Source organism: Cylindrospermum stagnale PCC 7417, assembly GCF_000317535.1.
Taxonomy (GTDB): Bacteria; Cyanobacteriota; Cyanobacteriia; order Cyanobacteriales; family Nostocaceae; genus Cylindrospermum; species Cylindrospermum stagnale.
Genome location: NC_019757.1, coordinates 4,964,952 through 4,981,806, shown reverse-complemented (window position 1 = coordinate 4,981,806; position 16,855 = coordinate 4,964,952). Strand labels below are relative to the sequence as shown.

The window sequence follows — 16,855 nt, the reverse complement described above, 5'->3', positions numbered from 1 at the left end:
GTTAACTGCAATCTGCTGTAACTTGTATATTTTGGGCGGGCGTTAGCGTAGCGGCACGTAGTGCGACGCCCACCCCACAAGAAATGTAAAATTTAATATTATGCAAACTAGATGTGGTTTAGCTGATTAGATAAAGTGTGAAGCATATAGTGTTACTTGTAGTAATGATTGAGTAACGAAACAAGGGAATGTGGCAAAATCTGACTGCTCCTAAGCTGAATCTTGATGGTACGTTTCGGACTGAAGAACCCGATTCCACTTGGGAGCGGCTACAAAAACTTCTACCTGCTTTCGGCATTACGCGTGTTGCAGACATTACTGGGCTTGACTGCATTGGTATTCCTGTTGCTCAAGCAATTCGCCCTAATGGCAAAGGCTTTTCCGGTTCTCAAGGCAAGGGAATTTCACTGCTGTTGGCAATGATTTCAGCGGTGATGGAATCTGTTGAGTCTTATCACGCAGAAAACTTAAGAGAGCCAGAGATGGTTGCCTCATATGAAGAAATTTGTCGAAATCACCAGGCGATTGATCCTAGAGTTTTAGAGCCTGGTAAGCGATCGCCATTTTATCATCCGACTAAACCGTTAGATTGGATTTGTGGGACTGATTTATTTACGAATCAACCCGTTTATGTACCTCAAGCATATCTTGATTTAGACACCACCACTGAAAACCGTGATACTCATCTCTTCAGCGCTTCTAGCAATGGACTAGCCTCAGGAAACCATTTGCTGGAGGCTCTAGCACATGGATTGTTTGAAGTCATTGAGCGCGAAGCCGAATGGCGTTGGTGGCACCTCCCCCTAGAGCAAAGAATTAACTGTTTAGTTGATAGTCAGAGCATCAACTCTCCGCTGTTGCAATCTTTACTCAATCAAGTTCAACTTGCCGGGGCAACAGCCGTGATTACTGATTTAACCTTAACTGTGGGGATACCTACCTATAAATGCTTAATTAGCGATCGCGAAAATTGGCATCATCGTCCTACAGCCCTGGGGTGGGGATGCCACAGTGCCAAAGAGATTGCCTTAGCACGAGCGATTACCGAAGCGGCTCAGTCGCGGGTGACGATGATTGCAGGCAGTCGGGATGATATTAATTTAGACACCTATGCCCTTGGACAAGTCAAGTTACCGGGTAGCCCAGCCCTGAATTCTAGCAGCAAAAGAGCGATCGCTACCCGCATAGATTTTGAAACTCAGCCTGAGTTGGCCCTTACCTCAAACTTTGCCGCAGAAATTCAACAAATTCTCAATTGTTTGAGCGCTCAAGGGTTTAACCAAGCCGTCTTTGTCAATCATACGCGATCGGAGTTTGACATTCCCGTGGTGCATGTCGTTGTACCTGGAATGCATCTCCCTACGTCTTTGTAAGGCTTAATATGCACGCGAATTCTTTGGAACCTAGTCAAATTTTCATCTATCTTGGCCCCACCCTATCCCTTACCCAAGCTAGTCAAATTTTACCAGCCCGTTACCTTGCCCCTGTCCGTTGCGGTGATATTCTGGCTTGTCTGCGGTTGCAACCCCGCGTAATTGGCATTATTGACGGTTTTTTTGACAGCAGCACTGCGGTTTGGCATAAAGAAATTCTTTGGGCTTTAGAAGCAGGGGTGCGGGTATTTGGTGCCAGTAGCATGGGGGCACTGCGAGCTGCTGAACTGCAAGTGTTTGGCATGGAGGGATTTGGCTCTATTTTTACAGCCTACCGAGAGGGACAGTATATCGGGGATGATGAAGTAGCGATTTTACATAGCAGCGCTCAGTCCCAGTATCAACCCCTGACTGATGCCTTGGTAAACATCCGCGCTACAGTTAACCATGCGCTGTCCAAAAACATCATTGATTCGGCTCAGGCTAATTTAATTATCAGTTGTGCCCAGGGGCAGTTTTTCGCTCAACGACATTTAGCCCAAGCAGTGACTGATGCGGAAACACAAGGAGGAGATCCCCAAGTTTTAGCCCAGTTTAGGGAATTTGTGAAAAATGGCGGATATGTAGATCAAAAACAGTTAGATGCCATTGGACTGCTGAAACATCTAGCCGCTATGGATGGGGAAAGTGGTAACACTGCGGCAAATGAACAGCCAAAATTCAAACTTAACAAGTCCATTTTTATAGAAGAACTTCAGGCTAGAGTAGCGATTCGTCCGTTACCTACAGCATATTCCTGGCTACCGCTGACTGAAAAAATCTGCCAAGAAGCGCGATGTCTCGGCAGAGTTTACATTCAGTTGCGTAATTTCGCTGGGCTACTTCGTTGGTGTGATGCTATAGCCCAACAGCAGAACCTGCAACCCTCAGCGGCTGATTTAGCGGAGGTTGACAGCACTGAAATTTTGGGTTTGGGTTCTCATCCCCATGAGTTGGATTTAGATGCATCAGCAATGCCAGCTTTAGTTGCGCGGTTGGGACACATTCAGGCATTGCTCAAAGTTCATAGCCCAGACGAAGCCTTTGTAAAACAAGTTGAGGAACTGCATCGATTCATTTTGGTGATTGTCGGTAAAAAAGAAAATTTTGCTAGTAACGCAGATATGGAGCTTGTCGCTTTATTAGCAAATTGTGAACGCAGACTATACCGTCAGATTGCCACCCTCTGGGCATTAGCTGAACAGACAAACAGCCAAGCTGAGGGGAATTTGAGAAGCAGCATTATCCAAAAAATCAGCCATCATTTTCTCCAAGAACGGGGAATTACTAACGAGACTGAGTTTCAGGCTTGGCTATCGGTCAATTCCTTTACTCAAGCCGAGTTTTCTGAGATGATGGATGCGATCGCGCGGCTTGAGGGTTTTGTCAATGTCCCCCGCTGGTGGGGACGAGGGATGAGCAAATATTTCTCAGTTGCTGAGAGCTTTTTTGCCGATGCTTTAAGGCTATCTGGGTTTTACCCAATCATCAAAAAAAGAGTTCAACTCTCAACCTCCAACCTACAAAACGAACCTTGGGAAGTCGAACTGAAAAACTGGTGTCAGCTAAATGCCTTTCCTCAAGAATGTAACATTGCCCAAGTAGCTTTCTGGCTAGATTTTAGTACACCAGAAGAATTTGTCAAAGCAGGTGGAAGACAATAATTCTACGACATCAGCCCTTTCTCTTCATACTCTTTCATACTCTTTTTTTGGCAAAGGTATTGTTAACAGAACAGTATTGCCTTATCTGCCACACCAGCCAGTCTTTCTCTTGCTGTGTCAAAAATGCACCAAATCGAAAATATTTCTCAATCTTTTTCGGGTACTCCGAATCCCAAAAGGGTTTACAAGAATAAAAAATTAGAATATTAGAAAATTTATAACGCATGGGATTTTTTAATCCCACACTAATAATATCTGAATTAGGAATTTTGATCCGCTGAATGCACCAACCAAGCAACCATCGTTCTAGGCTGATATAATCTTGGTCGATTTGCAGCAGGATACTTGATGCAGAATTCAGAAAGAAAGTAATAACAAGAGACCAAGGTTTGGAAAATAGTGTCTTGCATAATGATTTTAATGATTTTACTACATAGTTACGTAATATCGGTATGCAAGCTACAAACATTATTACTGGCAACGAAAATATAAACAATAATATTAATGCTGCTAATCCCAAGCCACCAAAGTAATCAACAAGTATAATCCAATAAATCAGCCCCAAAACACCAATAAAAACTATAGAAAAAAATAAAGAGATAAAATTGTAATTGTTGTAAAAACACCCTGGAGGAATCTTGACAATTAAATTATTTTTAGTTCCGGTCACAATTAGATGACTTTTCTTTGATAACCGGGGTATAAGTTCTCTTTGACCTAATAATGTTGCTAAGGCTACCTCTGCTGAAGAAAAACGGTCAGCACTGACTGGTTCCAACATTTGTTCTAACCAGGTTTCCAAATCTTGGGAAGTATTAACGTAAGGACGGAAATCAATTTTGAGTTGACGCTGTGGTAAATCAGTGGGTGATTTTCCAGTCAACAAAAACAGTAGCGTTGTTCCCAAACCATATAAATCAGTAGATGCAAAAGCCTGCCCGCGAAACTGTTCTGGAGCCATATAGCCGAAAGTTCCTACTACTGTACTACCGCCGGTCACAGTATTATGATATGTGTCTGCTACCGCTCCAAAATCTACTAAAAATAACTTTTTTTGATGATCACATAAAATAATATTTTGTGGCTTAATATCACGATGAATAACTGGCGGTGTGAGTGAGTGTAAATAAGTCAATATCCCCAATATTTGACTAGCTATTTGCCTAATTTCTCCTTCACCAGGAAGCCAGCCATTTTCTACTAGCGTTGCTAGAGAATTTCCAGGTGCTAATTGTTGAACAATGTAAAAGGAACGGTTAGAATTAGTATCTATTTGAAAATAATCCAAGTAGCGAGGAATTGCTGGATGATTGAGTTGAGAAAGAATTTGTGCTTCCCTTTCAAACAACTCCATCTTTTTCCAGTCACTCATGCGGTGCAATGATAAAACTTTCAGCGCTACTTGTTCACCGGTTTCTAAGTCAACCGCTGCGTAGGTAATACCGACTCCACCCTGTCCCAATTTATGTAGAATGCGATATCGTTGATTGATAATTTCTTCAGCTTGATGTAATACTTCCATGTTTTTGTTTGTGGTATTTTGTTAGATTTATCGCTACCTAATTAACCCGATAGAACCAATTACATACTGATTCTTTACTAGACAATAATTTCAGCCTACATTTTGTGTAATTAATTGCGTCCGACTATTTACCACCAACAGAACGTGAATTTCTTTCAACTTCTCTCTGTCTCTCACGCTCTTCCCTTTCTTGCACGGGAGTCCTGCTACTGCTGTTCATGACATTGACATCAGCGCCCTTGGCAATCAGCAGTTTTACTAGGTCTGGGTCGTCTGCCAAATGCAGTGGAGTGTTGCCATCGTTGTTCTTGGCATTGACAGCAGCACCCTTGGTAATCAGCAGTTCTACTAGGTCTGGGTCGTCTGCCAAATGCAGTGGAGTGTTGCCATCGTTGTTCTTGGTATTGACAGCAGCACCCTTGGTAATCAGCAGTTCTACTATGTCCTTGTTGCCTTGTTCTGCTGCCACATGCAGTGGAGTGGCGCTATAGAAGTTCTGGGAATTGACATTAGCACCCTTGGCAAGCTGCTGTTTTACAACTTGCTTATTACCTTGTTCTGATGCTATGTAAAGTATATTTTTGCCAGCTAGATCAGTAAATCCAATGCTGCTTAAAATCTCCCACTTATGAGAATTTAACAGGCTAATAGTAGTAACAGCACTAACAGCACTAACAGCAGTAATAGCAACTCCAACTCTTTTTTTCCACTGAACAGAGACATTCGATTTTACAGTTAGCTTTCGTTTGCCCTGCAATACTTCCAAGGCATTTTGTGCCGAAGAAAAACGATCTTCGGTATCTGGCTCTAACATTTTCTCTAGCCAGTCGGCAAATTCTTCACTAATCTGTACGCGGGGACGAAAATTAATTTTTAACTCATCACTTTGCAAATCTGCGGGGGAGCGGTGCGTCAAAAGAAATAGTAAAGTTGCTCCTAAAGCATATAAATCAGTAGCAGGCACGGCTTGTCCGCGAAACTGTTCGGGAGCCATATAACCATAAGTTCCTACTACTGTACTTCCACGCATAAAAGTTGTGTAATAGGTATGTTGTACAGCCCCAAAATCTACCAAAAATACCTGCCCATCGTCACGGCGAATAATATTTTGCGGCTTGATATCTCGATGGACTACAGGAGGCTTGAGGGAGTGCAAATAAACGAGAATTTCTAATATTTGGATAGCAATGCGCCGCACCTGATCTTCACTTGTGCGCCACCCACTCTCTACCAACTCTGCCAGTGTCTTACCTTCTGCCAGTTGCTGGGCAATATAAAAATAACGGTCTTCGAGGGTTTCTATCTGAAAATATCCTAAATATTCAGGAATACCCGGATGATTGAGTTGCGAGAGAATTTTTGCTTCTCGCTCAAACAACTCCATCATTTTCCAGTCAGTCATTCGGTGCAGAGATAAGGCTTTGAGAGCCACTTGTTGAGTGCTTTTTAAGTCTTGAGCAAGGTATGTCGTCCCACTTCCACCTTGTCCCAAGGTATCGAGAATCCGATACTGATGGGCAATGATGTCTTCTCTCTGGTGCAGCAGTTCCATCCGGCTTCAATTTTGTATTGAGGGTGGTGATAATCATATACAACACATTCTACCCTCCCGATTCCGGCTTTGTTGTTAATCGTTGCCCGCTGTCCATCCCCACCCTATGTGTACATTTAGGGTGGGGACTGCCGCGATACAGTTAGCGATTATACCGTTGCTCTAGGCAGGAAGCCAGGTGTGTAACCAACTATCTCGGCGCTTGGCAAAGTCGTAAAGCAAGTCTGGTCGTTTATCGCGCAAGCAAGTTAGGGCTTGGTGTTGGGGCATGGCGGTGCTAGTTAGCCCTTTGAGAATTGCGAGTTGGCGTTGCCAGGTGGCTGCATCTTCGACCGGTTCAACAAAGCGGGCGGGTATTTGTTGCCCAAATAACAGGGTGTCATAGGAGTGATCGTCAGAGAAAAACTCTGGAGGATGCAGTGTATAAAACATGGAATTTTGGTAAGACAGGGGGGCCCGTTCCTGAAATAATGCTACGCGCTCGGCTGCACCGGAGATATCTGTGTCCCGATTGACTGCTTGCCAGAATGGAGTGGATAAGCGGTGATTGAACTTGTAGTGAATTCCCAGAAACCAACGCAGGGAATCCCAACGATGATTGATTTTGCGGTTGAGTACAGACTTAACTGCTTGATCGCGTTTTGATGCAGGAAAGTGGGTGAGCAGGAGTTCTAATTCCTGAACGATCATATGAATTGCTGTTGATTCTAGCGGTTCGACAAAAGCGTAAGAATTACCGATCGCAACAACGTTACCTTTCCAAAAATGCTCATGGCGTCCTGAACGAAATTTGATCAACGACGGTTCGCTCATTCCCGGATTTTTAGCCCGCATTTCTGCGACTGCTTGCTCATCACTACAGAATGCTGAAGAAAACACATAGCCGCGATGATCGGCATCTTCAAAAGGAATATTCCAGCACCAGCCATTATTCATGGTTTCGGCTAGGGTGTAAGGCTTTATCGTGCCATTATGGGGGACAGTGGCGGCGATCGCATGATCAGTGCCGAGAGTACCCGCGTAACTCACGAATTTTGAGCCAAGTTTCTGCTCTAGCAAAAACGAGCGGAAGCCAGAACAATCAATATATAAGTCGTAAGCGAGTTGACGTCCATCTTCGGTGATTAGATGTGTGATATTTTCGCCATCCGCAGACATCTGTGCATCAGAAATTTTCACATCGAGATGATTTATCCCTGCGGCGATCGCTTCCTCCTTCAGGTAGCGAATGAAGCGCCGATTATCCAGGTGATACGCCCAGCGGACTTGGTGGAGTAAAGATAAAGGAGTGCCATCACCCTGATCAAAGACCGGGATGCGATCGCCACTCATCAACATTGCTCCCAATGACTGATTATTCAGCGTTGACTCATAAAGGTGAGATTCTAGCAACCGTCCCCGCTGAAACGGAAAGGTGAATTCATAATCATCGGGTAGTCCCCACTGAAACTTAATTCCTAATTTCCAGGTAGGACGCACCCGCTGATAGAAATCAACAATGTCTAACCCTAAAAAGCGGGGACTGTGGAGAAACTTCACGAGTTCGGGAGTAGTCGCTTCCCCCACACCAATCACCGGAATGGCACTCGATTCTATCAAAGTTACCTTGATATCTGGTCTGAGGGCACGAAAAGCTAAAGCCGTGAGATAACCAGCGGTTCCACCCCCCAAAATGCCCACCGTTTGGTAAGCATCGGCGGCTGGAGGCGTTGTAGATTGGGGTGAAAGCGGCCAGATGCGACTGATTTCTTCAGCAGCAGAAGCGATCGCCTTTCGTTCCAAAACTCCCAACGGTGCATCGAGTCGGGGCGCACATTCATGACATTCACCGCTGGGGAGAAGCCGCTTCACAGTGCGTCCCTGCGGTGTAATTTGCAAAACGCTGGTTGCACGAGTTGCGGTTAAAGTCGAACCGAGAATTGAAATAGCTTCCTCGAGGCATTCTCGCGCCACATTCGCCAGTATGGGACTATCCACCCCAATCATCGGGGTTGAGAGTTGGGGCAAAATCTCCCCAAAGACTGATGGCACCGTTTCCAAAGTAATGACTCGACAGCCAAAACAAGCAGTTGCGCCTCGGATTACCGTTGGGCCGATGAGTGCTGTTTCCTGGGAAGCGGTGACAAATAAACAAGGAGTGCCACTTGCCAACGCCGATTTGTTGACATCGAAAAGCGCCTGAAATGGTACACCCTCCAAAGCACAGATTACAAAGTCGAATTCTTTGAAGAGTTGAGAAAGCCAGGAGACATTAACCGAGTCTAGACTTTCTATATCTGCTGTCGGGGGGGGACAGAGTATCCGTGCTTGCTGAAGGGCGAGAAATTCAGGGGTTTGACAAGATTCAAAGTTATTTAGCCGAAAAGTTTGGCGATGTTGAAAACCTGCGGCTGCAAAGGTTTTGTCGAGAGTGTCGAGTAATTGGTGATTGCCGAGTAAAGCGATCGCCTTTTGCGGGGCGTAGCCCATCGCCTTTTGGCGTATCTGTTCAGGGGCTGCCGGTGGCTCCCAGCCATCGTTTTCGGGTGCGGCTTCAGTTAAAGGAGCTTCCTGAATGATCTGCACCTTACTCAAAGCCAAAATGATCTCATGTAGGTGGTCGAGATTATAGCCATCTGCAAGTTCAGCACAAATTGCCTCAAGGGGACGAACTCCATCAATCAGCGCCAGTAAATCGCGGATACTAGCAGGCTGAATGCCTTCGAGGACAAACACATCACTGCCCACCCAACTATAAACCTCACCTGCCGCACCGACGATCAAATGAGCATTGGGGTTAATGCGGGGCACATTGGGGATAATATCTATGAACTCAGCCATTGACATTTTCTTTCTTTCACAACCTGAATCGCCTCATGGATTGGTAAGGCGTTGTCACAATTTTTGAGGAAATAGTTTTTGACTTGTCGCCAATTATCTAAATCCAATATCTCATTGTTGCCTTGATATTTTGTCGCCACCTGTTGACCCATAAGCAGGTTCAGATAGCCGTTATACTTAAAAACACTATTTTTACGGAGCAGAAGTTGACCAATGGGAGATGGGCCATTGTTTTGAAAAAAGTCTACCACTGCTTCAGCCTCACCAATATCAGTTTGCTGCCAGCAGTGTTGCCAGAAATCAGAGGTCACTCGGCGATTGAACTTAAAGTGAATCGATAAAAAGTCACGAATATCATCCCACTTTTCGGCGATCGCTTGATTCGCCAGATTAATTAATCCTGGAGTTGGTTGCTGGTCTGAATCAATCAACACATCGCATACACATTTAATGGTTTCGCCAATCATGTGTAGTCCTGTTGATTCTAACGGTTCGACAAAACCTGAAGCATTCCCAACCCCAACAACATTATTCACCCAAAATCGTTGATGCCGTCCTGACTTGAACCTGACAACGCTATGATGATCATCACCCATCAGAGGATTCTGGCGTTTCATTTCTGCCAAAGCATCATCATCACTAATAAAAGCCGATGAATATACATAGCCGCGATTGACTTGCTCCGGCAAATCAATTCGCCAACACCACCCAGCCTGCATCGTTTCAGCCGTTGTAAAGGGATAGATCACATCATCTCGCATCCATGTCCCTGTAACAGCGGAATCATTGAACAAGCTGCTAGAGAAACTGCAAAAGGGTTCTTGTAGAATTTCTCCCAGTAACGTAGAGCGAAAACCAGAGCAATCGACGAACAAATCACCAGCCAAGGTAGTTCCATCATCAAGTTTCAGTTGGTGAATGTAGCCATTTTCGGCAACTTGAATATTTACAACAGGTTGATCAATAATCTTAATGTCTAATTCTGCGGCTCTTCTTTCTAAATAAGAGACAAAACTCGCATTTTCAATATGGTAGCCAAACCGTTCGTCAAAGACAAAATCGCCATTTTCTTTCCGAAAGCAAGGCGATTTATATTGCTCCATCAACAGTGAATAAATACTAGATTCTCTCGTTGAATCAAGACAATAATAAGCAGTGCTTTTATCCAAAACACTGAGTTTATCTGCCAGATGAGTTACGAAAGGATAGTTAAAGTGAGACTGATGAGAATTTCCCCAAATAAACTTAATTCCTAGCTTCCAAATCGGTTGTGTTTCTTCATAAAATTGCTGCCGATTTAATCCCAGATACGTATGCAGAAACCAAGGTATCCAGGCAGTAGTCGCTTCACCTACGCCGATAACGGGAATGGTTTTAGAATGAACTACAACTACGTTCAGCGATGGCATCTTGACTTTCAGCGCCAAGGCAGAGAGAAATCCAGCACTACCGCCACCGAGAACTACGACATTGTGTATTGTCTTTTCCACATGAATAACTCAGAAATACTAATGTTACCGCAGGGCTATTTAGTTCAGTCGTCTAAAGACGAATGAGTGCTATTAGAGGATGTTTGAAAAGTTGTTGGTGATAAATATAACACTCGTAGATCCCCCTAAATCCCCCTTAAAAAGGGGGACTTTAAGAATTTATTGCCCCCCTTGGGACTTTAAGAATTTATTGCCCCCCTTGGAAAGGGGGGTTGGGGGGATCTCGATCAATTTTGATACTTTTCAAACATCCTCTTAGCTCGACTTTATCCATTTTTTGGCAACGCTCAAGCTGACGCTGAAAGCTTTGTGGGACGGTAGTTTTACTTTTTCGTTTTCACCGAGAATCAGTGACATGGAAAAAGTTTTTGCCAAAAAGCTAGGGTTTAGCCGATAAAAGAGAACCAAGTTCTTAATTTTGGATAAAGTCGAGCTTAGACTCAGAATTTATTCTGAGGCGGTTGTTGAGAATGAAATAGACCTGAATGTTACCGTCTAGTCTCGGTACTGGTATGTATTCCAGTCAGCAAGCATAATTAGATTTAGAAATTGTTTGCTACCAATCTTAGCAGTAGTTGATCCTTCTTAAATTCTTTAAAGATTTTTATCTGTCACTGCTCAAATCAGATAGGATTTTCTGACAGTACCAGATAGGGAAAAAATTATATGCGTGTCACTATCTGTGGTCATGCTGCTTTATACATCGAAACTATTGATCAACGTATCTTGCTTGATCCATGCTTCTCGGAGACACTTGTCGGAGGCACACTAACTTACTATCCTGGTCGTGTATTTGAGTTAGACAAACTGCCAGAATTGACAGCTTTGGTGGTTACTCATGGGCACTTCGATCACTTTCATCTAGAAACGCTGAAGCAACTTAAGCGTGAATTGCCTGTGATGACTGCGGATGAACCGCAACTAATCGAACAACTTCAGAAGATGGGGTTCTCAAATGTAACAGTTTGTCAACCTTGGGAAGCGATCGCACTTGGACAAACTTACTTACTCCCGACGCCTTCAGACCACGAAGAAGCAGAGTTTGGGCTGTTGGTGCGAGATCCCACTGGTACATTTTGGCATATGGCAGATGCCGAAGTCACAATGGAAATTGGCGATCGCTTGACGCGCGAACAAGGTGCTGTTGATCTCATTTCCACCAAATATCAGCCAGTAGTGCGTGCCAGCATGGGCTATTTTCACAACATGGGGGCAAAATTTGACTCTCAAGGGGTGGTCAATTGGCTAGAAGCAGCCTGTGCCTGCAACCCGGCTTTAGTGTTCCCTTACGCCTCAGGTCTGTGCTTTAGTGGTCGACACGCCTGGTTAAACCGCTATGCATTTCCCTTAAGTTCAGAAGAAACGGTGCGCTTGCTGCAACGTCGGCTTGGTTCCCCAGAACGTGCAACAACGGTGCGTCCCGGTGATGTGATTGAACTCCAGGCTGGACAGCTTCCGCAGCAACATCAACAAGCATCCCCTTTCGTCCGAGAAAAACCATCTCCGGCGTTTCCCTGGGAACCAATCGATCTCAGCACGCTCACAGGACTGTCCGCACCTGAAAAGCGGCGGACTTTACAACAAAAACTGGATATATTTCTAGCCGGGCCGCTGCTATCGTGGCTCAAACAGCAGGTTAAACATCAGAGCATTTGGGCTAGTTTCCCTAAAGAGGAAGTTGTTTGGCAGTTGGTAGTTCATGCTGGAGATGGAGAACGCCTAAACTATGCGATTGATTTTCGCTCACAAGATTTTTCCGTCTTACCAGGTGAACATCCTGAAGCCAACTTCTTTACCCACATTGCGGGACAAGCCCTTGATGATGTGATGTCGGGAAAAATGCCGGGGCTAATTTTTTGGCTGGCTGGGGAAGTTCGTAGTTATGAAAAGGTAATTTGTGTCCGCAATCACCGTTTCGAGTGTCCGCAGTGGCCAGAGACACCCGAAGATTTCCCGTCAGACCCACTAACTTACTATCTCCGTCATTTTGTCACGGGAGAAACTTCTCTCGGTGAGCCTGATTTGGCTGATGTTCAGTCAGAAAAAGTCACGAATTCCCAGGAAATTGCCGATGATATTCAGATTCTCACCAACCTAGGTGAGAACGAAAGAGTGATGGATAAAAAAGTCCTACTGGCTTATTTGGCAATTAAAGAAGCTGAACGCCTGGGGATGGAAATTTCGGCAGCGGAAATTCAAGCAACATCTGACTCCTTTCGAGAGCGGTTTGATTTGCAGGATGGTCAAGACACAGAGCAATGGTTAAGGGACGCAGGATTGAGTCTTGAGGAATACTCAGCCGTGATGGCAGATTTAACCGCTGTAGTCAAGATTGGGGAACATTACGCTGGGGTGATTAAGCTGATGCTGACTAATCATCGCCGTGTGGCTACAGCTCGATATGCGCGCTCACGACCGAATCTCCATGAGTAATCATCCCGAAAAACAATTTGAGTTTGCCCCTGCTGGCGTGTTGCGGGCGGCTGCTTGGCCCATTGAGAAGATTCAGAGTTTTGGCAATCTGAATCTCGCTACCTTGGCGTTGGCAGCAATTGACACAAAAGACAATCGCACCAAGGAGGAATATGCAACAGCTTATCAGCAGGTGCTAGAAGAGGAACGCCAACGGCTTTGGCAGATGACCGCAGCTGATTCCTGGTTTATGAAAGCGCTGCTGTTGTCTAATCCGTCCTTAGTTGTGGAGGTGTTGCGGGGAGTTCCACAATCACAGGGGAAACGGACTAAAAAGATTCGGCATTTGGAGACGGCACTGTATCGTTACCTGGCTCGTGGGGTGGGAAGGACGACACCTTATGGCTTATGGGCTGGCGTGAGTTTAGTCGAGTTTGCCCAGACGGCGCGGCATGATGCGGCTGAGGCTAAGTATTCATTCACACCTGACCTGCGTCCTTTTCAAACAATATTGCGATCGCTCTCTCAACGCTCAATTTATCGTCAAAGGGCAACTTGGCGATTGAATCCCACCTTGAAGCGACAAGCTGATAACTCCTGGCGCTTTTGGTCGCGCACTCCAGACGGGTTAGTTGAGCAGCATGAAATCGAATCACAGGAACTTGTAGACATCATGCTGGAGGAACTGACTAAACTGGATTTGGGTACATTAGACCAACTGACCAAAACAGTGGCAGCTTCACCTCGCTGGAATTATCCATCAGGATTAGAGGATATTCTGCATCTCTTCATCGATGGGGGTGTGCTTTTAGGCGGACTTGACCTACCCTATCGATTTGCAGATCCTTGGGAAGCCTTAGTCGTTGTCGCAGACAAACTGATTTCGCCAGATCGCTGTCTTTGGAATAGTGCTATTCAAGAGTTACATCACCTTTGCGATACTCTCGCGGCAGAACTTGAGGCAATTTCCCTAGATGCACTGACAAATCATCTACAACAAGCTAAGACCTGTATTCAAAATCTTGCCCAGTCCCTGGGTATTTCATCCTTCCAGCTACCTGAACCAGTGCTGTATTGCGATTTGGGGAATATGTGGCAAATAGCCCTTAATCAGGCGCAGCAAACCGTTTTGCTTCAGACACTCGCAGATTATGAGCGCTGCTGGATTAATCATGCCAGTCCAGCCTCGGCATTGCGAATGGTGTTTCGTGAGCGGCTGAAACAGGAATTTGCGGTGGGTATTGCCCTTGGCGATCTCAAATCTACCTTGGTTGTGGAAATGACTTCAGCTGATAGCCATCCCGAAGTTGTCACCCGATTGGCGGCGTGGGAGCGATCGCTATCGCAAAATTCAGCGGAAGTCGTTCTCGAAACCAGCAGCAATTCCCTAAAGTCTGCGTTTACATCTCCTTTCGGTTGCTTGTTCACTGGTTTATTTGAGTCTTTCCAACTCTTAGTTCACGGGATTGGTGATGATTCGGTGCGAATCTTTGCTCGGTTTAAAACACTACTTAATAGAAATGATTTACTGCATTCTTGGTTTCAAGAAAGGCTGGACTGTTTAGCAACTCAACATCAAATTCAAATAGCCGAATTACAAAGTCCCTTTGAATCAAACCCAAATGTGCTAGCTCGTCCAAATTTCCGCATTCTTCCCCTGGAGTTGTGGGGTGCGAGTGCGGATACTCCAGCGCTATCTGGTGCCGAAATCTTTTTAGACCAAAAAACACAGCTACCTTTTTTGAAATTGCGATCGCCTTTGGCGGGGCGTAGCCCATCGCACCCCAAGCCGGTAGCAGTGTTCTGGTTTTCCTCAGCTGCGGTTAATGCCCGTGACCCGATCTGTGAGCAGTTACTTTGGACTACCTTTCAAGATAGCCCTAGGGCGATCTTTCGCGCTGCTACACGAATAATGCCAATGGAACTGACTACACCCCGCTTCACGCCTCGTGTTCGGCTGCCGAAGGGCGCGATCGTCCGTCCCCGACGGACAGTTTTGACTGGTCAAACCTTAGCAGAACTCGCCAAATTACCCGGAACTGAGCGCTTTGCAAAGTGGCAGCAATTAGTTTCTCAACATAACTGGCCGATGCTTCTCTTTCTTCAGATAGAGGGCAAGCCTTCACTGCTTGTGCATCGAGATAGCCCTTTAGCCCTTGAGTCCTTTTTCAAAAATGATGTGCAGGAAAATACGCGATCGCTAATTGTCGAAGAGTTAGTCAATCAACCTTGGTTAGTTGACTCCAAAGGGCAGCATTACATGGCAGAACTGGCCTTACCATTTGCCCGCACTGAACATGGCTGGTCATTGCGTAGAGGAGATAGCCCAGTTATATGACAAGTCGAAGATTAAGCAGCAGCATTAGATTTCAACTCATTTACCAAGACGAAACCCAGTTTGGTAGTGCCGTAACCGGAAAATGCGACACCAATATCCGTCGCTACTGCGCCAGCATCACAGCACACCGAAAACGATCTGGTCTTGCAGATGTAGTGGCTCATTCCCGTGAGTTACTGGCAGCAACAATGGTTCCGGGTGGTCTTGCAGATTTATACGCGCGTCCTGGTGTGCTTTTGGAAGATTGGCTCTATCCCGACGCCAAAGCCGTTAAACCGGTAGCGCTGCAACTGGAACGCAACATAGACGAAAGTATCGTTATCCTAGAGCTATCCCCCGATCTCCTGGCTGATCTGGCTTTGTATTTAGGGGAATGGCAACAAGGAAGTACAGAACCGACTACGATTATCGCCCGCGAGTTATGGAACGCTTTGAGTGACTATGGCGCCTTGGTTCCCGTTAACGAACTATGCGTCAAGCCTCAACTGGGTCATGCCACCTTTGTTGGTCACTCCACCTTGCGAATTAGCGATCGCAATTCTAGTATCCTCTTCGATCCATTTCTATTGCCCAAATCTGAGGTTTATCCGCCAAACTACCAACCCCTCAGCCTAGAGGAAATGGGCAAACCCGACGCAGTATTTATCACCCATTCTCATCCCGATCATTTTGATTTGGGAACGTTGCTGCGAGTTGGTGCTAACACGCCAATTTTCGTCCCCGAAGTTCAGCGAGAATCTGTATTAGCAATTGACATGGCGTTTCGGCTGCGTCAGCTTGGGTTCAACAATATTCAGACAATCCGCCCTTTTGAAGAAACCCAGATTGGTGAAATGCGAGTTATTGCCCTACCTTTCTACGGGGAACAGCCAACGGTTGCTGAAGTTCTCCACCCAGATATTCGGAATCAGGGCAATACTTACCTCGTTGAGTATTGTAAACGCCGAATTGCACTCACAGCAGATTCAGGAAGTGACTGCCTAGGAAATATCAAACAACTAGCAGATATAGCTTTAGAGCGTTATGGTGCCCTTGATACTCTTTTTGGGGGATATCGAGGTTTCGGACTGTATCCGATTCAGTATCTCTTTTCGTCAGTCGCTCGCTATCTTCCTTTTGTGCCTGAGAAAAGTTGGCAAGTCCGCCAAAAGATGATGTGCGATGCCGATGATTTAATTGATGTGGCGGAAATCTGGAACGCCAAACGAATTGTGCCCTACTCCGATGGGGGCGCACCCTGGTTTTGGCAGCGCGGTCTCGGCCCCTGTCTGGATGGATCACAAGCACACATCATGGCAGTTGATCCCACCCCAGATCATGTTTGCGAGGTAGCGGCTCAACGCTCTGGAACCCGTAAAGATGGAATAATCGCCTCTCCTATCGTGATTTCTCTGCTTCGCCCTGGAGATGCCCTGGTATTTGCAGAAGAGCAATAATGAAGCGATACTTTCTCTACGAGACGCTATGCGATAGGCACTCGTCCCACCGTAGGCGATCGCTAAAATACTACAACGAGCTACCCAAAGTCAATAACAATGAATGTGTTAATTAAAATTACCAACCTCAGCAGTAATAGCAGGGTGACAGTATGATTTCCTTGTTCCACAGGTGAAGACCAACACACTATTCAGGAACACTTAAACCA

The 16,855-nt window shown here is 45.6% G+C and carries 9 protein-coding genes; 5 read left to right on the top strand and 4 right to left on the bottom strand.

The features are described 5' to 3' along the window. The first annotated feature begins 188 nt into the window (after positions 1 to 188). Both CYLST_RS20870 and CYLST_RS32415 read left to right on the top strand, forming a co-directional pair. Positions 189 to 1,373: a YcaO-like family protein gene (locus tag CYLST_RS20870; RefSeq protein ID WP_015209732.1), complete on the top strand. Its 1,185-nt coding sequence runs from the start codon at positions 189 to 191 to the stop codon at positions 1,371 to 1,373. Positions 1,374 to 1,381: 8 nt separating this feature from the next. Continuing rightward, entirely contained in the window at positions 1,382 to 3,076 is a 1,695-nt protein-coding gene (locus CYLST_RS32415) for a TfuA-like protein (protein WP_015209731.1), read from the top strand. 34 nt (positions 3,077 to 3,110) lie between these two features. On the opposite strand, the gene CYLST_RS32410 is transcribed toward CYLST_RS32415, so the two are convergent. The 4 genes from CYLST_RS32410 to CYLST_RS20845 form a co-directional block, all read right to left on the bottom strand. Then, entirely contained in the window at positions 3,111 to 4,598 is a 1,488-nt protein-coding gene (locus CYLST_RS32410) for a serine/threonine protein kinase (RefSeq protein WP_015209730.1), read from the bottom strand. Positions 4,599 to 4,722: 124 nt separating this feature from the next. Continuing rightward, on the bottom strand, positions 4,723 to 6,150 hold the full coding sequence (locus tag CYLST_RS20855; protein WP_015209729.1) for a protein kinase domain-containing protein: 1,428 nt from the start codon (positions 6,148 to 6,150) through the stop codon (positions 4,723 to 4,725). Positions 6,151 to 6,312: 162 nt separating this feature from the next. Next, complete coding sequence (locus CYLST_RS32405) at positions 6,313 to 8,970, bottom strand: tryptophan 7-halogenase (protein WP_015209728.1); 2,658 nt, start codon at positions 8,968 to 8,970, stop codon at positions 6,313 to 6,315. Beyond that, positions 8,955 to 10,460, bottom strand: coding sequence for a tryptophan 7-halogenase (locus CYLST_RS20845; RefSeq protein WP_015209727.1), 1,506 nt, complete (start codon positions 10,458 to 10,460; stop codon positions 8,955 to 8,957). The genes CYLST_RS32405 and CYLST_RS20845 overlap by 16 nt, the downstream gene beginning before the upstream one ends. Before the next feature lie 666 nt (positions 10,461 to 11,126). On the opposite strand from CYLST_RS20845, the gene CYLST_RS20840 reads away from it, so the two are divergent. From CYLST_RS20840 to CYLST_RS32400, 3 genes are read left to right on the top strand one after another with little or no spacing between them, the layout of a single operon-like run. After that, on the top strand, positions 11,127 to 12,893 hold the full coding sequence (locus CYLST_RS20840; RefSeq protein ID WP_015209726.1) for an MBL fold metallo-hydrolase: 1,767 nt from the start codon (positions 11,127 to 11,129) through the stop codon (positions 12,891 to 12,893). After that, a complete protein-coding gene (locus CYLST_RS20835; protein ID WP_041233196.1) occupies positions 12,886 to 15,210 on the top strand; it encodes a lantibiotic dehydratase in 2,325 nt (774 codons plus the stop codon). Before CYLST_RS20840 ends, CYLST_RS20835 begins: the two co-directional genes overlap by 8 nt. Then, positions 15,207 to 16,646 carry an MBL fold metallo-hydrolase gene (locus CYLST_RS32400; RefSeq protein WP_015209724.1) on the top strand — a complete coding sequence of 480 codons (1,440 nt, stop codon included), beginning with the start codon at positions 15,207 to 15,209 and terminating at the stop codon, positions 16,644 to 16,646. Before CYLST_RS20835 ends, CYLST_RS32400 begins: the two co-directional genes overlap by 4 nt. Positions 16,647 to 16,855: the final 209 nt, after the last annotated feature.